The following is a 21,941-nucleotide window of genomic DNA, read 5'->3' as shown; positions in this document are numbered from 1 at the left end:
TATGTCTGAAAAGCTTATACAGCTTCGCCAAGAACTCGCTGAAAACCCGTATGTGACGTTTGACTCTGACGAAGAAGGAGTGTCACGCGTCTTTGATGTAGAGTGGGATTTTCACGCCCTGAACCAGAATAATAAAACACTCTCTTTTGGGCGTATTAATGAGAAGTACCGCCACGATATTCAGTCTTACCTTTATGCACTGATTCAATACCAAAAGGAAAAATCAAACTCTAACTCCCATATGGCTGTTGGCTCACTGAAAACGTATAGGAATATATTTAAAGCTATCGCCACACGTTGGGGAAAAAGTGACTTCAACTTGCTTTCGAGCGAGCGCGAATGGAAAAAATGCACTAAAGCGTTACATGGGGTTGGCGGTGAACGCTGGTGCACACACATTGCGTCTACGATTAATGCACTGAATAAAGCGGGCCTTGTAACGCGTTATGTCCGCAAGCGAGAATATAGCCAGTGGGTTAAACCTGATGCTGGTGAAGGTCAGGCAATTGCGTTTCCAGAAACGATTCATGTCAGTATTTTAAAGACCGTTGTTAAGTTTGTTGAAACCTATCACTCCTATCGCCATCAGATTTCAGCAGCGATGGAAAAGCTTTACACCTATCAGGATGAAATGTTCAACGCTGAGCTTAAAGCGCTAGGTGTGAGTGCCCTTAACGAGAGGCAAATGAAGACATTCATCGTAAGGATATCTCGCAGAACGAGTAAGTGGCCTGAACGAAAAGTCATTCCTAATTTTTCGTTTCACAGACGTGGGAATTGGTTAGGCACATTGCTCAGGATGTGTTTTATCTGTGTCGGTTTGTTCTCCGCAGCCCGAAAGGAAGAGCTACTCTCCATGAACAAAGAGAGCTATGACGATACATTAGCTGCAGTGCCTAAGGTCTCAGGGTTTTCGACAAAGGGAAATAAAGGCGAAAAGATTTATACGACGTGGAATACTGCACCTATTGCAAAGTTGGCACTGGAGCTAGCTTTTGATGCCACGCAAGCCGCAAGGAAATATCAGTTAGAACGACTGGAAGACGGTTATCAAGATGGTCTGTTAACCCGAGACCAATACGAAGCTAAGCGACAAGACCTTGAGAGTGCCTTTGTTTCTCCTGATATCCCTTTTAGCAGTGACACGGTCATAAATAAAGCATCGTTAAAGTACAAGATTGAGGGTAATTGTGATGCATTGAACATGAAAGAGTTCAACATTACTGCGACCGCCGAAGACGTTGACGAATTCGATCTGTTAAATCCAGAGCGAGCAGGAAGTTTAAAGGTTGGAGGTGGTTTACCTAAGCTTAGCCCTCATGATTTACGGCGGAGTTTTGTGGTATTTATGGTGAAAAACCGACTGGGTAATGCACTCACAGTAAAATATCAACTTAAACACCGCAATATAAACATGTCCAACTGGTACGCGAATTATTCTGAACTGGCGCGTACCAACCAACTGTTGATGGATACTCAGCTAATGAGTGAATTTGATGCGGCTATTGAAATATCTACTGTGGACGCATGGGATGAAATTTACAATGTATCTGACACCTTAAGCGGTGCTGAAGGGGAGCGCATAGCCCTGAATAAAGCAGAGCGGCTAGCACAGGGTGAGAAAATTGTCATGTCGCGAAGTGAATTGCTCGCTTTGGTAAGGTCTGGTGACAAATCCATTGTATTACTTCCTACAGGGGGCTACTGCACCAATCGTAACTGTGAGCGCCTTTGCTCTCTGATGGATATTGTTGAAGCCCCCTGTGAGCATAAGGTTGTCACTGATAAGGCGGCCAAAAGGCTTTCAAGGGAGCGGGACAACCTCATTGCTTCATTTCGGGCAATCAATGATATGGGTGATTATGCCAATGAATTGATTCTGGATGCCAGAAAAAAGAAGATTCAGTCCATTGAACCTACATTGGTCAAACACAGCATCCCATTTGATAGCTTCAAGGATGATATTAAGGCGGTGTGGTCATGAAAGTAGAGTATAAGGCATCCTGCAAGGCAGAAGGGTTACTGGTCAATGCATTTCAGCGATTATTAGATGGTAAGCCGCATCATGTTAAGGCAACAGGTAAACTCACGTTAAACCGAATCAATAATGAAGCTCAGCTTGGCAATAGCTATATCCATAAGTTTAAGGAATTCGTAACCTACGCCAAACCTGTTATCGACGAATACAACCTCAACCGCGATAAAGCAATGACAACAGGTTTAGATATTGAGCTAGATGTCCCTTTGTCTGAGCTTGATGGGCTAAAACATCAGTTAAAGAAAGCCAATGAGCTTAAAGATAAATACAGGGTGCAACGAAACAATGCAATTGAGGCCCGAAAGCAGTTAGAGGCTGAGAACGCCAGGCTCCGATTCAGGGTGTTTGAGCTCCAACAAGAGTTGTTGGATGAAAATTCGGTTGTGACGCCAATAAAGTAGCGTGAACTCACGCTCAAAGTGTAATGGGGCTTAGGGACGTATGCGCAACACGTATATGCCCCAATACGTTTCAGAGAACTCTATCAGTAGTGCTTTCTGTGACTTGTTTCTCTCTCTTCCCAGAACTGTACGTGTAAACGTATCCGCCCCATGATCCCACGGGGCGAGTATTAATGAGTGACGTTCCATGGAAGTAAAGAGTTGAGGTCAGGTTCTGGTTGAGCTAACTCTTCCATACACTTAATCAAATAGTCGTACAGGATAAACCCGTTAGCTTTAGCTGTCTCGATGATGCTGTAAAGCATAGCACTGGCTTCAGCACCTTTCGGGGTATCGACGAACAGCCAGTTTTTCCGGCAAATGACCAGCGGATTGATTGCACTTTCAGCCCGGTTGTTATCGATTGGGTTTATGGGGTCTTGTTAGTGTTTGGGGGATTTGTCGAGGCCGAGTAAAAACGAGTTATAACCTCCGTTCTATCTGTTTCTCATAAATGCAGGGCAATCGAGATCGTCAAGTATGTCAGGCTTGGCTCTTTCATCCAGGACAAAGTGTAGCTGTAGACTGGTGCCTAAGCGGCCATCATCGAATAAACAGGTGTTGGGCAAGAATATGTTACTCGCAAAATTTTTAGCTATGGCGCCATAGAACTCAACGTCATCAAAGCCCATATCTTTGCCAACTATCGTCAACCCAACGGATTTTATCTCTAGATTGCTTGCTGAAAAATCCCTCTCTGATTTTTTCAAGGCATGCCAAAGCCGGTAACCAAGTTCTTTTTCCGGACCGGTAACAGACAGGGTTCGGTATAGGCTTCCCGAACCAAAAAAGGCCTTTATATCGGAGCTGTCTATAGGAAAAAGAGAAAAACCACAAAATAAATGCAAGTGGAAGTCGATGAATGCCTTGGTGCTTTCAATATCGGCTTGCCTGCCCATCGTGAAGACTACGCCTTCTTCTGAAAGCCCATCCAGTGAGCGAACTTGTTCGGAATAGCCGAACACCCAACCATCGAGTGCCTCTTGCAAAATTGCAGAGACATCAGGATCCGGTGAATACATGAATTTCAACAGCCGTCCTTCGTTCATTATTACTCCCTATTATAATTGTAATGAAAGCCTGATATTTGCTAATAACTCGCTAGCCATGAGTTAGTGCTCTAGAAACAGAGCCTTGAGCATTATAATAGTTGTTGGCCATTATCAAATAATTCATTAATAACTTGATGCCACACACCGCTGGAAAATATTGCGCTTGGATGGTAGACGTATGTTACCTTCACTGTACCCGTTGAGTGTTCATAGCTCCGGACAGGGTGATTCGGCTTGTCGAGGGTGCTGATATAGTCCTGTCCTGTACCAGTAGGAAGGTTATCCCAAAGTCGCTTACCGAGAGCAACAACATAGTCTGGCTTAAAATGATCAAGTAACCGTTGCCAGTCATCCCTTGCCTTGTCGAAACTCTCTCGAGAGGGGGAGAGACGAGAGCTTTCAACTAGATCATCAACAAAATTGATATAACATACAGAATGCCAAAAAATGCTCTTTTCTTCAGGTGTTCTAGCTTTCTCTGGCCCCTCAAATGCCAGGAATATGTTTGTGTAAAATTTGTGGCGCTCAGTTCCGGAGGCATTGTTTGTAATGAGTTCGATGCACCGGTCCGGTGATGTGCGTGGACAACGGTAAATCGACTCACCTAAAACCAATATAGATTTACCATTGCGACCGTAGTTATCCCCAACCCAAGGTTTGAAATAGCGACCTTCAAAATTATTCATAATTGACTCATCAGGAATATAAGTTTAACTAGTTAATAGCTATTCTAATCCACAAAAAAGCCAATTAAAGCCGCCGTAACCAACAAAAACATAACCAACATTCCGTTCCATTAGGTCAGTTAGCCATGCACCTATACTCGCCCCCCATACAGCTCACTTCTGGACAAAAGTGAGTAGCTTTAACTGATAAAAGTATGTCTAAGACTTAGACATTTATTATACAATTAGTTATTCATATAGACATTAGTATTGAAGATAACAGTATTAACTATGAAATTAATTTAATTACTTTTTCATGACTCAACATTGAGGTGTAAATAGAAAACATGAAGAATACAACTGAGCTTAGTATCGCCAATTCTTCTTTTAGAAATGAACGCGACCAATTTCCGTAGTCAGGGTTAAAGACACCGTTAATAGAGATATCAAATAGAATCATTAACGGGGCAGAAATAATCAAAGAAATAGCTCCTGCTACAACATTTTTAAATACATTTATCATTCAAGAATCCTCTAAATTTTTATAGAATGACGTTATTTATTTCTATGATAAGAAATCATAGTTGCCACAATTTAAATCAGTAAGTGTGTTTTATTTCCGACATAAACTCACTCAAAGATTACTTGGAAGTTACATGTTTTTTAACTTGTAGCATAGCATTCTCTCAATGCATTGGTATACTCTGACAGAGTTAAGATTGAAGCTTTTTCCGCGATAACGCCCTCAAGTTTTGTTAGAGCAATTTGGTTTTCCATTTGACCGCCTCTCACAAGAAGATGTCTAGTAGCAAAGTCAGTTCCGAATAGTAGATCGATGCGCTTTTTAAAGTCAGAGACGTCAAGAGTTAGGTTACCTTTAGGACCGTAATTATAGTAAGTATCAACAAAATCTAACGCGAGACTGAATGTGTCATTGTCAACTCCAGAAAGATTCTGCATGCACTGAAGATCAATGTCGTACAAAGCGCTATCAGAAATAGTTGCCTGATGAAGGAAATAGATATAACCAGATACTCGTTCGCGAGGATTCCTCAGTGAAATGGGGGTAGGTGGTGATTGACTCACACCAAACCCTGTGTAGTAATGACCCATCGACTTTTGGTATTGAACAACCCAAGGCTTCTTGTAGGCTAAATAAGCTGAAGACAACAAAGTTAAGCCGCAAATTACGATCACTGAAATATTAAAAAAATTATTTATTTTCATTAAAGTAACAATCCAAATAATATAAGTACTAGTAAGCCCATGAGATACTAATGGTTTACACAAAGCCATGTCCATCCAACGAGGAAAATAACGTTTGCTGGGAACTCCTTGCCTTTGATAAACGAACCTAAACACCTCTCAGGGCTAGACCCAAAGTAGAATATGCATGATAAGGCACCTGCCTTCATAGTCAGTCCAAAATCTTTTTTTGCCATAAAAGTCTTTATTTATTGGACATATTAGTAAATATTTTCCTGTCATAGATAGGGGCATCGAAAAATTCGTCATCAAACATGAAACTAAGCCAATACTCTCGGTATCTCTTGTGATACTTGATTGTTTTACGGATGTTCTCAGACCTTGTTAATTTTGGTGAATTAAAAACGTAGTCTAATGGTCTAACGCCCTTATAGGTTCCGCCATTATTTAAAGCAATGGCAAACGCAATAGGGTTTGATAGCAATATCGCAACTTCTGGTGAAGCAAACTCAGCATACTTCCTAATTTCGCTAATTCGATACGAATTATTGTTATATGTGTGCTCGTTAAGGTTAGTAGGATCTCCCTTGGCTGAATGAGCAGTGAGCGCAAAAACCATTAAGGCACTAATCCCTTTTGAGTCTGACTCTATCTGTTTGGCTAAGCGGTCTTTCATTGATTCACCAACCCCAAGACTCTCACCTTCACCCCAGTCAATTACGATTCCGCTGTTACGACGAAAGAGACTATGATAATGAGCGCTGATTTTCATATCTTTATACTTTTCATCTGAGGGGTGCAGAAGATCAGTCCTAAGCTTCCACGTAAACTCCAGCGCATTCTTTTTTCTTTCTAAGTTGGCTACCTCAGTTTTCATTACGCTTTGAATAGCTATCGGAGATAGGACAAGAATAGATAATGCCGCCAAGGCAAATCTAACGCCTCTACTCATAGAGAAGGTCATAATTTTATTCCATTATTGATTTTTTCATTAAGCTTATGGCACCAAACGCTTTGAACTGGTTAAAGCTCAAGCAGACGTTGAACATATAATGTCCTGCAACTACCTTCAATCAACTTCAAGGCAGTTTTCATATAAATAAAATCAAACAAAACAACATATTACTGTTTTTTTGAGCTTGCATATTAAGGTGTTTTTTTGCATAATTCAACCATATAAATTATTGATTTTTTTATAAAAAGAATGACAACAAACAAAAAACACCCAATCGCAAAACTTATCAATTTGATTATTATACTGTTTGCCGTAGTTGCTATGACATTTACAACTATTGAGTTCTTTGCTAGAGGTTGGTGTCAAAAGGCTCACGGCACTCCTGTTGATAAAGATTCAATCTGGGAATTAAGAGCTTGCGCTAAGTACTATTGGGATATGGACTTAGAGAACCCAAACGGTTGGTAAATCAACTCTAAAAAAACGATTTCAAGCAACGCTCAAACTGGCTTGAGAGAAAAATAACCGGAGATACCCATGTCAGACGATTACGAGTACATTTCAATAAAAGACCGAATGAAAAGCTTTGCGGTTGGTCTAGGCGTCATGATGGTCATTGCCTTCTTACTTCTGAAGGGCACTGATTTGATTGCATACCTTGCAGAGCACTACAACTGGTAAGAAAAAGAAGAACAACGAGCCTCCATTAATATGGGGGCTTTTTTATGGAGACGATTTCAACGCACACTTATCCATGCAACACATGGACTCAAACGCAATCTAGTAATCTTTGAGAACAACAATGATCAACTTTTTGTTTAAGAAAAGTTCAGCCACCCGACTTTCTGGCTTGTTACTATTCTTACTTTTCTTTATCGAACTTATTTACGTATTCCTTGAGTTTTCACTATCAGGGTCACTCTTACAGATTTCAACAGGTATCACTGTTGATCCCGAACCATTGGAGAAAGTTGAGAACTTCGGTCGAACCTTGAGCGGTGTGGGTCTTGGATTATTGATATTTTCACTCATCCCACCGAGATCAGGCTTTCTAAGACAGGCTTTAACCCTCGTGTTAACTGTTGCTCTTTCCATTCCAGTAATGCACTTCATCCAAGATAAACTGGTGGATGGCATTGTCGCTATGAAATCGACACCTGAAGATATGGCGAAAGCCGACCTAGCGATTAATTACCGAGATCTGATGCTCGTTAATGGATTCCGTGATGAACACAAGAAAAGTGACCCAATTGTTTACGATATCAAAGATCAGGTTACCCTCGGCTTATTTCCTATTCTGGCGATGCACAGCGACATCCTTAATAAGCTAAAAGGTGATGAAAACTGGTATTTGAAAATCAGTTCAATGAAAATGAACTACTTAGCTAAAGAGCATGCTAGGGCTATTCGTCATATTTCACGCGACATGGAGTACATCCTTAAGGCTCAGCAAGTACATGCCTTAGCGAAATCCCCATCTCTGGAAGCATCACTTGCCTTTGTTCGCCTTACAGAAATTATTGAGCGCCAAGGTCAAGTTGCTATGGACAAGTTCACCAGAGAACAAATTGCCTTTTTGCGCGAGGTGTACAAACAAATTGACCAAAACAAGGGCGGCAAAACTTACTTTGCTCACAAAGCCTGCCTTGATAAACCGTATTCACAGCGACAAGCCTGTTTCGGAAAAATCCAGAAAGTATTTGATAAACGCATTCAGTCGGCAACAGAAAGCGACGTCTACGTTGGCATCCCTTACACAACTTTCTTCTGTAGTGACGGTTACACCTGCCGCGACACGAGCGTTATTTTTAAGCGCGTTTACAAATACGTAAAACAGGATTGGTTAAACAGAACAGGGATTCCTCTAAATAAAAACTTGAATGAAACTTACGCTAGTGGTTTAAATAGCAACTTTATCTCAGATTACACCCATATTTGGAAACTAATCGAGAAGCCTCAGTTCTTCAAAGACGTGATTGGTAATATCCGCCAGTACTCAAAGCAAGAAAACTTGTTTTCAAACACAAAATCTTTGGGTGGAAGCTATGACGAGTTTGCTCAAAAGTTCTTTGAATCAGTTCGCTCTGACAACATTGTCTTTTCTGAAAAGTTACCGTTTGACTTTGATAACTACTCAAAGCCACTTTCTATGTCTGAATTCTTAGCAGACCGCCAAGTAAAGGATACATATAAAGCCATCATGGGTGAGTTTTATGTCCCTGTATCCAAATTCAGTTACAACAACCGTGAATACGATAAACTTTTGTCAACAAACTACCGCAACATCATTCAGTACAGAATGAATAAGTTTAAAAACATTGAAGAGTCTTATGCAAATGACCCTTACCTAAGAAAGCAAGGGGAGATGTACATCAAAATGATCTACATTCCTGCAGTCGCGATGAGCATTTCTCTTCTGTTTGCTATGATGTTGCTCCTAAAGCTTCCAATTCGTATATTGGGGCTGTGCACATTGCGAGTTGAAGAACCTAAGCGCTCTAAAATTCTGCGTGTATCCACACTGGCTCTGACACCCTTGGTTGTCATATTACCGTTTGCTATCTCATCTGGGCATAGTGATCTAAAAATGAATGATACTTTGACAGAAGTTTTGGGTCACCAACCTCTACCGCATGAAGATTTTGCATACGCTTGGTTCGTCGCGTCTCAGCCCCTTACAGAGGTTGGAGGCTCAATTAGCGCCAGAGGCTATGGTGTATACAACCATCCTCTTTACGTTAAAAAATCAAATAAAGATATGTCGCTACAAGTGGAGAGAGCGCGGCTTTCTATAACAATGTCACAAGCACGACAGTGGAGTAAGTAAAGTCATCAAGCCCAAATTTACTACTAATGAAAACGCTGCCCAGTGAGGCGGCGTTTTCACATGTACTCTAAAGCTGATCAAGGTGACTAGAGAACTATATCCGTCTCCCGATCCTATGGGACGGACACAGTGCTCTATGGGTCGTTACTAGGAAATGCCCCTTTATTAGTTAAAGTAAATACTCGTTCACACTCTATTAATGTGCATTTGCCTTACTAAATGTTATCTGAAAGGGCGCTCAACTCCCAAGATCCGCCGTATTGGTCGTTTCCGGAAGAAAGCCAATAACCCTGAATGTATAAATATCTTGAACTTGTACTATGTACACGCTGATGTATGTACACAGTTCAAGGGTGACGATGTTTACATTCATAAAACTAAAAAGTTTCGCAAATCGACGTGCTGATTTTTTGGATAATGACTCGTTTAAGGAATTGCAGGAACACTTGATTGATAACCAAGAGGCAGGCGCTACCATTGCCAACACTGGGGGATTTCGAAAAATTCGCTGGGCACGTAAAGGGATGGGAAAATGAGCGGAGTCCGAGTGATATACTATAACCTGTCAGCCCGTACTGGCCGATTATACCTAGCTCTGATCTATCCCAAGAATGAGCAGGACAACTTAACCAGTGAGCAAGAGAAAGCGTTAAGAGATGTCGCGGCCAAGCTGGATAATACCGAGGTGTAGCATGAGAGATGAATTATTTGCTGATCTGCTGGAAAGCGCAGAGGAAATGGTCGAAATTGAACAGGGTATAAGCACCCCGAACCCAGTACACGTTCACACTTACAGCACGCTGGATGTAAAGGCCATCCGTGAATCTGCTGGGCTATCGCGGCAAGAGTTGGCTGACCTGCTGTGTGTATCTTACGACTCCGTATCGAGCTGGGAGAACAAGCGGCGCAACCCTAGCGGGTTAACCCGTAAGGTGCTGTCGATGATTGAGCACGACCCGAACAAGATGATTAGAGAGCTGTCCCAGGCCAAAGCCTAACCACACCCCATAAAAAAACACTCCCGCCAGGGAGTGTTTTTTTATAGCCTGCCGTCCAACCTTTCTGTGATCTTGGATCTTTTACCGTTTCCCGTAGAGTATGAAAGGCTATATGAGGTTAAAATAATTCGTATCTACTGATTTGGTGGCTATTCAGACTTCAGATCGGCAATAGGCCGAAATAACATCGCAACGTATTCAATAGTACAGAGGGAATGACCTGCTCCCCGCTTTCTAATCCAGCTAAAACTTAGTAATGTTCATCTTATAAGAAGGAAGGTGAATATGAAGAAGCGATTCAACGAACAGCAGATCATTGCCATTCTCAAGGAAGCGGAAGCGGGTCTGCCCGTCAAAGAATTATGCCGCAAGCACAATATTTCCGATGCCACATTCTACCTATGGCGTAAAAAGTACGCGGGCATGGATGTTTCCGATGCCCGTCGCTTGAAAGCATTGGAAGATGAGAATGCCAAGCTCAAAAAGCTCTTGGCGGAATCCATGCTTGATGTTGATGCTTTAAAAGCGGCTCTTAACCAAAAGTATTGACCGTCGGAGACAAGCGCAAGGCTGTGCATGCAATGCAGGAAGTCACCACGATTTCGGAGCGCAAAGCCTGTCTGCTCGTCGGTATAAATCGCGCATCGATGAGATACCAACCTCAATCTAAAGAGAGTGATGTGGAGCTGTCGGCTCGCATACAAGAACTGGCACTAGAGAGAAAAAGGTTCGGATATCGCCGTATTCACCATCTTCTTCGGCGGGAAGGGACAGAGGTTAATCATAAGCGTGTTTACCGGTTATACCGAGAGTCTGGATTGACCGTTCGAAAACGGAAGCGAAGGAAATCATTATGTGTCGAGCGAGAGCCACTTTTACTTCCCACACTGCCCAACCATACCTGGTCAATGGACTTCGTCATGGATGCACTCAGTTCTGGTCGTAGGATAAAATGCCTCACTATCGTTGACGACTTCACAAAGGAGTGCCTGGATATTACTGTTGCATCAGGAATTTCTGGAGATGAGGTGGTCGCCATACTTGAGGCTATTGCTGCTTTCCGTGGTTATCCTGAGGCTGTTCGAACAGATCAGGGGCCTGAGTTTACGGGTAAAGCCCTCGACCAATGGGCTTATGATCATGGTGTCATTCTGAAGCTGATACAGGCTGGTAAGCCAACCCAGAATGCTTATATCGAAAGCTTTAACGGCAAGTTCAGGGACGAGTGTTTAAACGAGCATCTGTTCAGAGACTTGAGCCATGCTCGTAAACTGATCAGTGACTGGCGCATTGACTACGATGAAAGTCGCCCGCACTCATCAATTGGATACCTAACTCCTTCTGAATTTGCAGTACTGACACGTTCAGGGCTAAACAGTAACGTAACTGACATTACTAAAGAAGTGCTGGATTAATTATTGGGGGAAGGTCAACTTACCCAGTGTAGCAGAGCCTGATGAGGGGGAGTCCATGTCATTCGTTAACTTTCATTGACTTATTGATTACACATTGAAGTGATATTAAAAAGTTTTATTATGAAAAGATGAAAGTCGGTTTTTGGCTAGCCAATAAGTGTTATACGCAAGGAGAGTAAAGTGGTAAAAATTCGTGAAATGGAAATCGCAGACTATGACGAAGTGATAGCCCTTTGGGGCCAAACTGAAGGTATGAGCATTAGAGATGCCGACTCAAGAGAAAGTATAGCAATCTATTTAAAGCGCAATCCTGAGTTAAGTTTTGTTGCGGAAACTAATAACGAAATCGTCGGTGCAGTGCTAGTTGGTACTGATGGGCGTAGAGGTTATTTGCAACATTTAGCAGTATCACCGAACTTTCGAGGGCGAAAATTAGGTCGTGAGCTAGTTGACCAAGCAGTAAGTTCACTAGCTAAAATCGGTGTCCCAAAAACTCACTTATTTGTGTATAACGACAATGTGAATGCCCAACAGTTTTATGAAAGGCTAGGCTGGTTTGCTAGGGATGAAGTTATAATGTACTCATTCAACAGTTCGAGCAATAGCAACGTCTAGAGCATGCTACAAAGTCATTTAAGCTAAGAGACTTATGCCCAAAGGTGTGTCGACTTGGGCATGAAACACGAAAATGCCCCTTTATGGTTTAGAGTAAAAGAATATGCACATGTGTGTTAATGCGTATTTCCCCTACCAAAAGCTATCCGAAGGAGGTTAGAAGTCAAATTATGTGTCATTTTGCAATCTGACCTCACTTTCTTGTCTTCAACCCATTGATTCACAATTGATGTGCCATAAAAAAGGTAGCATCATAAGGGGATGAGAAACGGCTATTAGCCGACTAATAGGAATAATTAATTTTGAAAGGACACTGTTTGTGTGGCGAAGTTTCGTTTGAGTTGTCAGACGAATTACCACCGATCTATCAATGCCATTGTTCGTTGTGTCGTAAAGTATCAGGTTCTTCATCAAACTCAGCGTTGATAGTTAAGGCCTCAAGTTTTAAGTGGCGCTCCGGTGTGCATAAAATTAGGTCATTCTCTACGAGTACAGGTTTTAAATCTGAGTTTTGTTGTCAATGCGGTAGTCCAGTCCCAAATATCAGCTCAAGCGGCGACTCATATTGGGTGCCTGCTGGTTTACTGTCTGAGCCTGTGGATACAAAAGTTTCTGCACATGTCTATGTCGGCTCTCGCGCTAACTGGGATGTGGGGTTGATTAACGACGGTATTCCGCAATTTGAAACGATGCCCAGTGAAAGAGATTGGTTAAAGTTAAGTAGGTAACGCACGCATAACAACGTTTAAGGCTTCAAGATACTTTTTCTAATCTTATATAAACGTTTTAGGACTATTACACTAAAACGTATATGTCCACTTCCAAGCTAGCTGCTATGGCTAGCTCGGTTCTGCCCCAAAATCGTTTAGATTAAATACTCTTCCGCACTTCGAGAACGTGTATTTCCATACTAAAAGTTATCCGAACTCAGCACATCCAGAAATTATGCCCTCACAGTGCGGTCTAGCTTCTTATTTGCTTACTAAGTCATTGATTATTTTTGAAGGTTTAAACGAAACTGCGCATTATGTATCTGTGAAGTGTGGCTTAGAGCTGTATAGTAAGCGTTATGTTTTTAAGGAGATACTATGGCAAGAGATGATTTCACTCCAACGACTAAAAGAATTATGGCTGAGCGTGTGGCATGGCGTTGTAGTTTTCCAAATTGCGGAAAGATTACTATTGGCCCTCGAATGGGTGAAAATGAGAATGATAAATCCCTTAATTTAGGAGAAGCTGCTCATATAGTTGCCGCATCTGAAGATGGTCCTCGCTATGATTCTAATACAACACCAGAATACCGGAAGTCGATTGACAATGGCATTTGGATGTGTCGTGCTCATGCTCGATTTATTGATACTGATTACAAAGAGTTTTCTGTTGAAACATTAAGGTTGTGGAAGCTAGAGGCTGAAGAAAAAGCATATCGTGCGCTTAGTTTACAAGATAATTATCAATTTAGTTCAAAAAGCACATTAATTGCATTAGGTTTTGAAACAATTTTCGAAGGTACATGGGAAGCTGTAGATGGGAATGAGTGGACATTTAAAGTTAAGCAGTTCATTGAGGGTAACTCTTCTAAGTTAAGAGATTACGCCGACAATTATAACTCAATTGATTGTAACCAGAATTTTATTTCTGTTGTGTCACAAGGTGATGCGCGAGTTATCGAAGGGCCAATAAATATACAATATCTCGATGGTGGTTCTGAGCTGATATCGGTTCGTATTGCCCCCAAAGAAATTGCTTCGTTGCCAGAGAATGCAGGAATAGATTTTTTGCTAGGTGAAGATGGGGATATAGTCTTTGAAGGTGGCGATATTAAAATGGTCACAGGAGTAGATACAGCTATTCAAAGTATAAGTATTGCGGCAAGTACGCAATATGGAGAGTGGTTTGCTGATAGGACTGTAGGTTCATTTATAACTCAGTATTACAATAAATATAAATCAAATATTGCCTTACTTAATCAGTTGATTAAATTGGAGTTTATTAGACTTTCATTAGTTCCTCGTACAACATTAGAAGGTAAACTTGTCAAACCGCCTCTTAACTTCATAAAAGAAGTCAAAACAGCCAATCTAAAAACGATTGAACTGAAAAATTCAAGAGCAGTTGTTACTTTGAGCCTTGTGCTTGGTAATGGTGATGAATGGAATGGCGATCAAACGGTGTATATAGGAGCATAACAAGCGAGTATGGCGTCAACAGTTAATTTTTCGCTGTATTTTCGTTCCACATGGTGTCGTCTAAGGAGCCAACATACTTTTCCTAATCTGACTGAAACGCTATAGAGCATCAGTTCTAAAACGTTTCTGTCCAAAAGTTTGTTACGCGGGGTTGTGGTTGTATGATGCAAAGGAGTAGCCATGAGGAATGGGACTTTCTTGTATAGTAGAGCACAGACAAGCACCAAAATATCGAGATTTGTTTTGATTGAGTTGATGGGATAGTTGAGAATTTCGGGGGTGATTTTCTCAGGTTTTGTTTAGAGAAAGGGCCTTTTGTTGAGAAAGCCATGAACCCATTGGTATTGCTGGCCTCTCTCATGATTCATAAAAACAAAAATTAATTCTTGTCGCTTATCAATCATCCCAATCGTCGTTAAGTTTTGAGCACACCTCAAAAATAAAGAAAAGCGCCATTGGGCGCTTTTCTTTATTTTTAGTTTCGTTGTATGCGAATACTACCGTTTTCGCTTTATGCTGAAGCTTGTCAGGCTACCATACCAGATTCACCGGAATCGGATTCAAGCGTTTCTCGGGCTAGCTTGAGCGTTTCAACAATGGGGGCTGCCTTGTTGTGTTTACGGATATCAGCAAACAACTCTTTCGCCTGAGGATATTCGTGACGCAGGTATGAAAACCATTGCTTGATGCGGTTAGGGTAATAAAGTCCTTTATCGCCTTTGATTTCGTAGGTCGAATATTGCAGCAGTAACTGCAGAACCGTTTCCCATTCCATGTGTGAGTGGTTGTATTTGATGACATTGCCCAGGTTCGGCAGGTTGATAGCGCCTCGGCAAACCATGAGAGCGTCCGCCGCGGTGGTTGTCATGCAGCGCTGGGCGTCATCATGGTTCCAGACTTCGCCGTTTGCGACCACTGAAATCGACAATTTGTCTTTCACCTGACGGATGTAATCCCACTTAATGGCTTCGGCTTTGTAGCCATCAGTTTTAGTGCGGCCATGAATCACAATTTCATCGGCACCAGCTTGAGCAACCGCATCTGCAATTTCAAAGCAGTGGTTAGGATCGTCCCAGCCCAGGCGAACTTTTGCTGTGACCGGTTTACGGCAGTCAGCAGCATCACGTACCGCCTTAACGATGTCATACATCAGCTGAGGATTTTGCAGAAGGGCAGCGCCGCCTTTACTTTTATTGACCATTTTAGCCGGACAACCGAAATTGATATCCACACCGGGTGAACCTAATTCGATTGCCTGACAGGCATTTTCTGCCATCCAGTGCGGGTCCTGACCAAGCAGCTGAACGCGAACCGGGGTGCCGGAAGTCGTTTTCCCGCCCTGTAGAAGCTCAGGGCAAAGACGATAAAACACACTTTTTGGCAGCAACTGATCAACAACGCGCACAAACTCGGTGACACATAGGTCGTAGTCATTGATTTCAGTCAGCATTTCCCGCATCAGGTGATCAACCACACCTTCCATCGGGCCTAAAATTAAACGCATGGATTTCTCTTTTGCTGGTGGCAGAAGCCTGTTGACTAGCAATGGAAGGCAACAGGCGGGTCAGGGGGCGAAATTTTAGAGGGTATTGGCTGGCTTGTCTAATAGAGTCCGACCTGACACACGATACACGGCCGGAAGTTCATGTCTGGCAGCCGAAAAGGCCAAAGATACCATTTGCCTGGCGACCTGTTCGGCAGGGATAGGTTCAAGATTTTTCAATGGGCCCAACATCAGAGGGTGAATAATCGCGAGTGTTTCCTGTACCAGTTTTTCGTCGGCTCTTGGCTGGGCACGGTCACCTTTGAGCGGGCCCGGCCGGACAAAAATACAGTGCTCGAATCCCATTTTGCTGAGGGCCTGTTCCATTTTCCCTTTGGTACGCAGGTAATGCGACGGCGAGTAAGGGTTGGCGAACAGGCTGGAAATAACGACTAAGTGGCGGACACCGACGATTTTCATGGTTCGGGCAACGTCTTTGACCAGATGTAGATCAACCGCTTCCAGAGCATGCTGGCTACCTGCCTGCTTTTTGGTTGTCCCCAGGCAAATGAAGCCGTAAGCCGGCTGGGCATTCGTGTCGTGCCACTCCGTGACCCGAAGTTCCGGATTCACAATTTGCACCAGTTTTTTACTGTGCAACGGTAACTCCCGTCGCGAGAGTGAGTAGACTTTACTGATATTGTCGTGATTGAGCAGGAGGTGGACCAGTTCATCACCAACCAAACCACTGGCTCCGGCGATAATGGCCTGGGCATTAGTCAACGTCATGATCTTTGCCTGATATGAGAAGAAATCTTGCTTCATTTTTGCCACTGACTGGTGATAAGTTCAACAAAATTGTCGACTTATTCCTGATGATGGGGAAGTAGAGCCAGGATTTGGCCGCTCTCGTCAGGTGTGAAGTGGTGTCGGAGTTACCATCAGGTATATAATTGGCGACTTAGCCGACACCAAGAGATGCGAAACATGACACAACTGATAACTTTACCGACCAATTGGGAAGGTATGCCTGCCACCTTTATTGAAGGTGCTCTGCTGGCTGCTAACGCCAACCCGAAACCACTGGATCCTGAAGTATGGTTGCCGGTGCTGGTAACGGGTGGGGTCGATGAAGATGATGCGGTTAGCCTGAGCAATGAGCAAACGCAGAGTATCCTGAATCACTTTGAGCTGCAGTACCGGTACATCAAAGCGGGTGAATTTCAGCTGCCGGAGCAGGTCTGCTGGGATGAGGCGAAAGGTGTCACGCCTGAAATGGCTGAGTTTGCCGAGGGCTTTCTCGCTGTGTGGCCATTTATTGAGCCTAACTGGGCTGAGCAGACGATGTCTGACGGCACAATGCGAATGCTATCGGCGTTGATCACAACGGTGATGCTGATGCTTGATGAAGAAGCGACACTGGCACAAATGGACGAAGCTGGGGTGACAGGCATGCCAGAGCCAGCTGCGCTGTATGCACAGTTCCCTTTGATGCTGACCGAAGTTGTTATGGCGGCGGATGAATTGCAGCAGGGAGCAGCAGCACAAGCTGTGAACCCGTATAAAGAAATGGGCCGTAATGATATTTGCCTGTGCGGTAGTGGGAAGAAATTCAAGCATTGCTGCGGGCAATAAGTTGTGACCGATAAATTACGTTCATCGCTGAATTCCTCAACGTTATCTTCGCCCATACAATCTTCGCCGGTATCAAAGCCAGAGAAACCAGTGATACTTGTCGTTGCCGGTGTCATCGAAAAAGACGGGTGCTATCTGCTGACCCAGCGATTGGCACATGCCAGCCAAGGCGGACTGTGGGAGTTTCCCGGCGGCAAAGTGGAGCCTCAGGAAACACCTCAGCAGGCACTAGAACGTGAGCTGATGGAGGAACTGGCCATTGAAACTCAGACTGGTCAGTTTCTTGCGGATAGTCTGTTTGATTACGGTGACAAGGTGATTCTGCTTAAGGGATACATCTCGCACTGGCTTGCGGGTGAGATTGTGTTGCACAGTCACCAGGATGCTGTCTGGCTGGAAGCTGATGCTATTGCGCAGTACGCTTTGTGCCCGGCGGATTACCCAATCGTTGAGGCCCTTTTGGCTTTAGAGGCAGGTACCGATTAAGCCTTATTCGGTACGTTTCGCTGCGGCTGGTTTGGGCCTGACAGCTGATGAAGATGAACTGTTCGATAAGGCAGAAAAAAAGCGAGCCCATCCGGCTCGCTTTTTTGTATCTCGCGTTTTTGTTTACATTAACTATTTAGCGCGAGCGCAGCATGGATCTTTTACGATTGCCGAAAAATTGGGCCAAGATGATGATCGCCAGCACCACCAGGTTACCCGCGAAAATGACTTCCAGCCACTGAGGCATTGACAGCCCAAGGAATTGCCAGACAATTTTGCCGCAATCACCGGAGGCCTCAAACATCCAGGGTACCCACTGGTTCAGCGGTGCCCAGCTCGGAAAATTGACATCCAATGCACAGGAAGCAGACCACGGAAATTCCGGGAACTGGTAACCCACATGTTCAATCGACAGCATCAGCCCCTGATACGCACTGTAGCCCCATCCAGTCAGTCCAACCCAGCGAACAACCGGGTTTTGAGGAGCGATCATGCCCACAATGGCCGCCACGCCGATCCCCAGCATTGCAACACGTTCATAAATGCACATTACACAGGGATCGAGCTTCATCACGTGTTGAAAAAATAAGGCGCAGCTTTCGAAGAAAATCACGAAAGCCAGAAGTAGAGCCCAGGATAGGCGGCTTTTGGAGAAGGTATATAGAAAGTGCATTGATTGTTCCTGATAAAAGTCTAAACCGCAGAGGGTAAGGTAATCTCGGCCACTGAGTGCTAGGTCACTCAGATTGCACGTTTAACGCCCTGCGGAAACAGGGCGTTAGCTTACCGTCTGGTTGATGTATTGACCTTTATCTTTGTCAAAGATTCAATTAATGTCCAACTGCCGGTGCAACATGGCCAACAGCATCTGCTGTAGCCTGAGTCAGCCAGCCAATGTCATAGAACCATTGGGTCATCGGTACCAGTGTGAACTCGATACAAGCCAGGCCAACCAGCGACAGCACCAATGTATATGGCAGCGCCATGTAGACCATACGGCCGTATGACAGACGAATCAACGGTGCCAGAGCTGATGTCAGAGCGAACAAGAAGGCTGCCTGACCGTTTGGTGTGGCAACAGACGGCAGGTTAGTACCGGTATTAATTGCCACCGCCAGCATATCAAACTGCTCACGGGTAATTACCCCATGGGTCAGGGCGGCTTTAACTTCGTTGATGTATACCGTACCTACGAATACGTTATCTGAAACCATCGACAGCAGACCGTTCGCAATATAGAACATGGTCATCTGTGCGCTGCCTTCCAGGCTCAGTACCATATCGATAATCGGCGCGAACAGTTGTTGGTCGATAATTACCGCAACCACGGAGAAGAATACTGCCAGCAGGGCGGTAAACGGCAGAGCTTCTTCAAACGCTTTGCCCAGTGCATGTTCTTCTGTGATGCCGGTAAATGAGGTTGCAAGGATAATCACCGTCAGACCAATCAAGCCGACCGCAGCAAGGTGCATTGCCAGACCGACAATCAGCCATACCGCAATGACGACCTGAATAATCAGTTTTGCGTAGTCCAGGTTTGTACGGCGTTTGCGCTCTTCATTATCAAACTCTACCAGGATTTTTCGAACATTTTCCGGTAGCTTGGCACCATAACCGCAGATATGGAATTTTTCGACCAGCACACAGGTCAGGATGCCGCACAGGAACACTGGTAGGGTGATTGGAGCCATACGCAGAATAAACTCGCCAAACAGCCAGCCAGCCTGGTCAGCAATGATCAGGTTCTGTGGTTCACCAACCATTGTCATTACCCCACCCAGTGCGGTACCGACACCTGCGTGCATCAGCAGGCTGCGCAGGAAGGCGCGGTAGTTTTCCAGGTCATCACGGCTGACTTCCAGAATATGCTTATCGCTGGTGTGGTCGTGAGAGGCATGTGGCTCCTGACCAGAAGCGACCTTGTGGTAAATGCTGTAAAAACCGATGGTGACGCTGATGACAACAGCAATAACCGTCAGAGCATCAAGGAAAGCAGAAAGAAAAGCCGCCATGACACAGAAAGACAGTGAAAGCAGTGTTTTTGAGCGAATCCCGATCAGAATCTTGGTGAACATGAAAAGCAGCAATTGCTTCATGAAGTAGATGCCAGCCACCATGAAGATCAACAGCAGCAGAACTTCAATGTTGGCAACGAGTTCATGTTTGACCATTTCCGGGCTGGTCATGCCGATGGCAACCGCCTCAATAGCTAGCAGGCCACCAGGTTGAAGCGGATAACACTTCAGGGCCATGGCCAGGGTAAAGATGAATTCAATGACCAGCAGCCAACCTGCAACAAACGGGTTAATGCTGAAAACGATAGGGTTGATGATCAGGAAAGCGATGATGGCAACTTTGTACCAGTCAGGCGCCTTTCCCAAAAAGTTTTTTATAAAGGCGTTCCTTAGCGAAATAGCCATGTTGTGAGTCTCTTAAGTGCGCAAATGAAAAAAACTGAGCTGTACGCTGGTCTGGCCTTTCTAGTCCGAGAGCAAGTAAACCATGATTATTATTGTGGTTATGTGTTCTTGTGAGACTCTCTAAGCTAAAAACCATAAAAGTATGGTTTTTAACTTAAAGCAGGCAGCAGCATCCTTTCAGCTCCCAGTGTAAAAACGTGCTAACTCTACCGCGTGATCTAAACCAGTCAAGCGCAGACAGATGAAGAAAATGAAGATTGTGATTGTTCATCAAAAAACACGTGTAAACACAAAATTAACTGCAATTTATGAAATATATGCTTACATTTTTCCGGTTGCGTTGAGCTAGGTCAAGTATGAATTGGGAACTTATTTTGCTTGATTTATCCGGTCAAAATGTGGTCCGTATTGCATATCACTCGTTTTATTATGCGCAGCTGATAAATAAGCACTCAGAATGCTTATTTTGCAATTGGGTAGGCAATCAGCAGGGACTGGTGGTATGATGAGTTAATAAAAAGAGAGCAAGAAGCAACTGGAATTTTAATCGGATGGTTATAAAGGCTGATAGCCCAGCAACATTTGCTGAGAAATATATCATTGAAAGTATCTGGAATAATCATTTTCCACAAGGCTCAATCCTTCCCGCAGAACGAGAGTTGTCAGAACTGATTGGTGTGACACGGACAACTCTTCGTGAGGTATTGCAGCGCCTGGCTCGAGATGGCTGGCTGACGATTCAGCATGGTAAGCCAACCCGGGTTAACAATTACATGGACACGTCCGGACTGAGTATTCTGGACACTCTGATCACGCTTGATGGTCAGGATGTACAGGGTGTGCTGGAAGATTTGCTGTCGGCACGTACCGACATCAGCAGCGTATACATGCGTTATGCCGTTAAGGGTAACCATGAAGAATGCGTGAAGCTGATCGGCCATGTTATCGAAGAATGTGAAGCGTTGCTGAAAGCCAACAGCTTTGCAGAATTCGTAGAAGGCAGCGAAGATAAAGCCGAACTCATGCAGGAAGTGAAGAAAATTGTCGATAAGTACGGTAAGGAAGATCCTGAAACCTGTGAAGCGATTTCACTTGCCCGTGCTTTTAACTACTTCGACTACCGTCTGTTCCAAGGGATGGCTGCGAAGTCAGGCAATATTCTGTATGCCCTGACGATCAATGGACTGCGTAAGATCTACACCCGTGTAGGTGGTTACTACTTCATGTCCCGTGAAGCGTGCGAGCTGGCACTGGCGTTTTATCGCGATCTGCAAAGCTATTGCGAAAAGAACCAGCCAGAGCTGGTGGCTGATCGTATCCGCAAATACGGTCGTGAAAGCGGTGCAATCTGGTACAGCAATCGTCTTGAGATTGCCCGTTACCTGGTGGAAGAAGAGCAGTAAGCCGCTCGTTCACCCGCATGCCAAAAGAAAGGAGATGCTAAGCATCTCCTTTTTGTTTATGAGTATTGGTTTGTAGGTATTCTGTGATGGACTGCTATTGCAGGTGCAGGCAGA

22 protein-coding genes and 1 pseudogene are annotated in these 21,941 nt (G+C 44.0%); 13 read left to right on the top strand and 10 right to left on the bottom strand.

Annotation, left to right across the window (positions count from 1 at the left end):
• The first annotated feature begins 1 nt into the window (after position 1).
• Positions 2 to 1,984: a site-specific integrase gene (locus C9I92_RS03295; protein ID WP_047887858.1), complete on the top strand. Its 1,983-nt coding sequence runs from the start codon at positions 2 to 4 to the stop codon at positions 1,982 to 1,984.
• Positions 1,981 to 2,439: a hypothetical protein gene (locus C9I92_RS03290; protein ID WP_047887859.1), complete on the top strand. Its 459-nt coding sequence runs from the start codon at positions 1,981 to 1,983 to the stop codon at positions 2,437 to 2,439. The genes C9I92_RS03295 and C9I92_RS03290 overlap by 4 nt, the downstream gene beginning before the upstream one ends.
• A 170-nt stretch (positions 2,440 to 2,609) precedes the next feature.
• Here C9I92_RS03290 and C9I92_RS03285 read toward each other — a convergent pair.
• The 6 genes and pseudogenes from C9I92_RS03285 to C9I92_RS03260 all read right to left on the bottom strand — a co-directional run.
• A pseudogene (locus C9I92_RS03285) lies at positions 2,610 to 2,843 on the bottom strand (transposase domain-containing protein); the annotation flags it as partial.
• A 72-nt stretch (positions 2,844 to 2,915) separates the two neighbouring features.
• Positions 2,916 to 3,527, bottom strand: coding sequence for a hypothetical protein (locus C9I92_RS03280; RefSeq protein WP_047887860.1), 612 nt, complete (start codon positions 3,525 to 3,527; stop codon positions 2,916 to 2,918).
• 92 nt (positions 3,528 to 3,619) lie between these two features.
• A complete protein-coding gene (locus tag C9I92_RS03275) occupies positions 3,620 to 4,216 on the bottom strand; it encodes a hypothetical protein (RefSeq protein WP_047887861.1) in 597 nt (198 codons plus the stop codon).
• 268 nt (positions 4,217 to 4,484) lie between these two features.
• Entirely contained in the window at positions 4,485 to 4,718 is a 234-nt protein-coding gene (locus tag C9I92_RS03270; RefSeq protein ID WP_047887862.1) for a hypothetical protein, read from the bottom strand.
• 140 nt (positions 4,719 to 4,858) lie between these two features.
• The gene (locus C9I92_RS03265; RefSeq protein ID WP_146149659.1) at positions 4,859 to 5,422 is read right to left on the bottom strand and encodes a hypothetical protein; all 564 of its coding nucleotides are present in this window, start codon (positions 5,420 to 5,422) and stop codon (positions 4,859 to 4,861) included.
• 223 nt (positions 5,423 to 5,645) lie between these two features.
• Entirely contained in the window at positions 5,646 to 6,365 is a 720-nt protein-coding gene (locus tag C9I92_RS03260) for a hypothetical protein (RefSeq protein WP_047887864.1), read from the bottom strand.
• Positions 6,366 to 6,893: 528 nt separating this feature from the next.
• On the opposite strand from C9I92_RS03260, the gene C9I92_RS25365 reads away from it, so the two are divergent.
• The 8 genes from C9I92_RS25365 (at position 6,894) to C9I92_RS03220 (ending at position 14,400) form a co-directional block, all read left to right on the top strand.
• Positions 6,894 to 7,037, top strand: a complete 144-nt coding sequence (locus tag C9I92_RS25365; RefSeq protein WP_157038335.1) for a hypothetical protein — start codon at positions 6,894 to 6,896, stop codon at positions 7,035 to 7,037.
• Positions 7,038 to 7,158: 121 nt separating this feature from the next.
• Positions 7,159 to 9,183 (top strand): hypothetical protein, encoded by a 2,025-nt coding sequence (locus C9I92_RS03250; RefSeq protein WP_047887866.1) that lies wholly within the window; start codon positions 7,159 to 7,161, stop codon positions 9,181 to 9,183.
• A 532-nt stretch (positions 9,184 to 9,715) separates the two neighbouring features.
• Positions 9,716 to 9,874, top strand: coding sequence for a hypothetical protein (locus tag C9I92_RS25560; protein WP_211320517.1), 159 nt, complete (start codon positions 9,716 to 9,718; stop codon positions 9,872 to 9,874).
• Between the two features lies 1 nt (position 9,875).
• Positions 9,876 to 10,181, top strand: coding sequence for a NadS family protein (gene nadS, locus C9I92_RS03240; RefSeq protein ID WP_047887867.1), 306 nt, complete (start codon positions 9,876 to 9,878; stop codon positions 10,179 to 10,181).
• Positions 10,182 to 10,466: 285 nt separating this feature from the next.
• Positions 10,467 to 11,596, top strand: a protein-coding gene (locus tag C9I92_RS03235; RefSeq protein ID WP_107193803.1) for an IS3 family transposase whose coding sequence is annotated in 2 segments (ribosomal slippage) — positions 10,467 to 10,719 and positions 10,719 to 11,596 — 1,131 coding nt in all. Because the reading frame shifts where the segments join, the coding sequence is not laid out codon by codon here.
• Between the two features lie 180 nt (positions 11,597 to 11,776).
• Positions 11,777 to 12,211 carry a GNAT family N-acetyltransferase gene (locus C9I92_RS03230; RefSeq protein WP_047887657.1) on the top strand — a complete coding sequence of 145 codons (435 nt, stop codon included), beginning with the start codon at positions 11,777 to 11,779 and terminating at the stop codon, positions 12,209 to 12,211.
• Between the two features lie 302 nt (positions 12,212 to 12,513).
• The gene (locus C9I92_RS03225) at positions 12,514 to 12,939 is read left to right on the top strand and encodes a GFA family protein (RefSeq protein WP_346252992.1); all 426 of its coding nucleotides are present in this window, start codon (positions 12,514 to 12,516) and stop codon (positions 12,937 to 12,939) included.
• A 360-nt stretch (positions 12,940 to 13,299) separates the two neighbouring features.
• Positions 13,300 to 14,400, top strand: a complete 1,101-nt coding sequence (locus C9I92_RS03220) for a lysogenic conversion protein (protein ID WP_047887658.1) — start codon at positions 13,300 to 13,302, stop codon at positions 14,398 to 14,400.
• Between the two features lie 526 nt (positions 14,401 to 14,926).
• Here C9I92_RS03220 and dusC read toward each other — a convergent pair.
• Both dusC and C9I92_RS03210 read right to left on the bottom strand, forming a co-directional pair.
• Positions 14,927 to 15,904: a tRNA dihydrouridine(16) synthase DusC gene (gene dusC, locus C9I92_RS03215; protein ID WP_047883998.1), complete on the bottom strand. Its 978-nt coding sequence runs from the start codon at positions 15,902 to 15,904 to the stop codon at positions 14,927 to 14,929.
• A 75-nt stretch (positions 15,905 to 15,979) separates the two neighbouring features.
• On the bottom strand, positions 15,980 to 16,672 hold the full coding sequence (locus C9I92_RS03210; protein WP_047883999.1) for an NAD(P)H-binding protein: 693 nt from the start codon (positions 16,670 to 16,672) through the stop codon (positions 15,980 to 15,982).
• A gap of 198 nt (positions 16,673 to 16,870) precedes the next feature.
• Here C9I92_RS03210 and C9I92_RS03205 point away from each other — a divergent pair, with 198 nt between their 5' ends.
• Together C9I92_RS03205 and C9I92_RS03200 are read left to right on the top strand one after the other, a co-directional pair.
• Positions 16,871 to 17,518, top strand: a complete 648-nt coding sequence (locus C9I92_RS03205; protein WP_047884000.1) for a YecA/YgfB family protein — start codon at positions 16,871 to 16,873, stop codon at positions 17,516 to 17,518.
• Positions 17,519 to 17,608: 90 nt separating this feature from the next.
• Positions 17,609 to 18,004 carry a (deoxy)nucleoside triphosphate pyrophosphohydrolase gene (locus tag C9I92_RS03200; RefSeq protein WP_047884001.1) on the top strand — a complete coding sequence of 132 codons (396 nt, stop codon included), beginning with the start codon at positions 17,609 to 17,611 and terminating at the stop codon, positions 18,002 to 18,004.
• Positions 18,005 to 18,140: 136 nt separating this feature from the next.
• Here the strand turns inward: C9I92_RS03200 and dsbB are convergent, their stop codons facing one another.
• Both dsbB and nhaB read right to left on the bottom strand, forming a co-directional pair.
• A complete protein-coding gene (dsbB, locus tag C9I92_RS03195; RefSeq protein ID WP_047884002.1) occupies positions 18,141 to 18,677 on the bottom strand; it encodes a disulfide bond formation protein DsbB in 537 nt (178 codons plus the stop codon).
• Positions 18,678 to 18,834: 157 nt separating this feature from the next.
• Positions 18,835 to 20,424 carry a Na(+)/H(+) antiporter NhaB gene (gene nhaB, locus C9I92_RS03190; protein ID WP_047884003.1) on the bottom strand — a complete coding sequence of 530 codons (1,590 nt, stop codon included), beginning with the start codon at positions 20,422 to 20,424 and terminating at the stop codon, positions 18,835 to 18,837.
• A gap of 551 nt (positions 20,425 to 20,975) precedes the next feature.
• On the opposite strand from nhaB, the gene fadR reads away from it, so the two are divergent.
• Complete coding sequence (gene fadR / locus C9I92_RS03185) at positions 20,976 to 21,827, top strand: fatty acid metabolism transcriptional regulator FadR (RefSeq protein ID WP_047884004.1); 852 nt, start codon at positions 20,976 to 20,978, stop codon at positions 21,825 to 21,827.
• Positions 21,828 to 21,941: the final 114 nt, after the last annotated feature.

Origin of the sequence: Photobacterium ganghwense, from assembly GCF_003025595.1 — a bacterium.
Lineage (GTDB): Bacteria > Pseudomonadota > Gammaproteobacteria > Enterobacterales > Vibrionaceae > Photobacterium > Photobacterium ganghwense.
This window is presented reverse-complemented; position numbering and strand designations above follow the sequence as displayed.

Bases quoted from the DNA above. Each gene is read 5' to 3' on its own strand.
- C9I92_RS03295 (WP_047887858.1), top strand. From the start codon at position 2: ATGTCTGAAAAGCTTATACAGCTTCGCCAAGAACTCGCTGAAAACCCG.
- C9I92_RS03290 (WP_047887859.1), top strand. From the start codon at position 1,981: ATGAAAGTAGAGTATAAGGCATCCTGCAAGGCAGAAGGGTTACTGGTC.
- C9I92_RS03280 (WP_047887860.1), bottom strand. From the start codon at position 3,527: ATGAACGAAGGACGGCTGTTGAAATTCATGTATTCACCGGATCCTGAT.
- C9I92_RS03275 (WP_047887861.1), bottom strand. From the start codon at position 4,216: ATGAATAATTTTGAAGGTCGCTATTTCAAACCTTGGGTTGGGGATAAC.
- C9I92_RS03270 (WP_047887862.1), bottom strand. From the start codon at position 4,718: ATGATAAATGTATTTAAAAATGTTGTAGCAGGAGCTATTTCTTTGATT.
- C9I92_RS03265 (WP_146149659.1), bottom strand. From the start codon at position 5,422: ATGAAAATAAATAATTTTTTTAATATTTCAGTGATCGTAATTTGCGGC.
- C9I92_RS03260 (WP_047887864.1), bottom strand. From the start codon at position 6,365: ATGACCTTCTCTATGAGTAGAGGCGTTAGATTTGCCTTGGCGGCATTA.
- C9I92_RS25365 (WP_157038335.1), top strand. From the start codon at position 6,894: ATGTCAGACGATTACGAGTACATTTCAATAAAAGACCGAATGAAAAGC.
- C9I92_RS03250 (WP_047887866.1), top strand. From the start codon at position 7,159: ATGATCAACTTTTTGTTTAAGAAAAGTTCAGCCACCCGACTTTCTGGC.
- C9I92_RS25560 (WP_211320517.1), top strand. From the start codon at position 9,716: ATGAGCGGAGTCCGAGTGATATACTATAACCTGTCAGCCCGTACTGGC.
- nadS (WP_047887867.1), top strand. From the start codon at position 9,876: ATGAGAGATGAATTATTTGCTGATCTGCTGGAAAGCGCAGAGGAAATG.
- C9I92_RS03220 (WP_047887658.1), top strand. From the start codon at position 13,300: ATGGCAAGAGATGATTTCACTCCAACGACTAAAAGAATTATGGCTGAG.
- dusC (WP_047883998.1), bottom strand. From the start codon at position 15,904: ATGCGTTTAATTTTAGGCCCGATGGAAGGTGTGGTTGATCACCTGATG.
- C9I92_RS03210 (WP_047883999.1), bottom strand. From the start codon at position 16,672: ATGACGTTGACTAATGCCCAGGCCATTATCGCCGGAGCCAGTGGTTTG.
- C9I92_RS03205 (WP_047884000.1), top strand. From the start codon at position 16,871: ATGACACAACTGATAACTTTACCGACCAATTGGGAAGGTATGCCTGCC.
- dsbB (WP_047884002.1), bottom strand. From the start codon at position 18,677: ATGCACTTTCTATATACCTTCTCCAAAAGCCGCCTATCCTGGGCTCTA.
- nhaB (WP_047884003.1), bottom strand. From the start codon at position 20,424: ATGGCTATTTCGCTAAGGAACGCCTTTATAAAAAACTTTTTGGGAAAG.
- fadR (WP_047884004.1), top strand. From the start codon at position 20,976: ATGGTTATAAAGGCTGATAGCCCAGCAACATTTGCTGAGAAATATATC.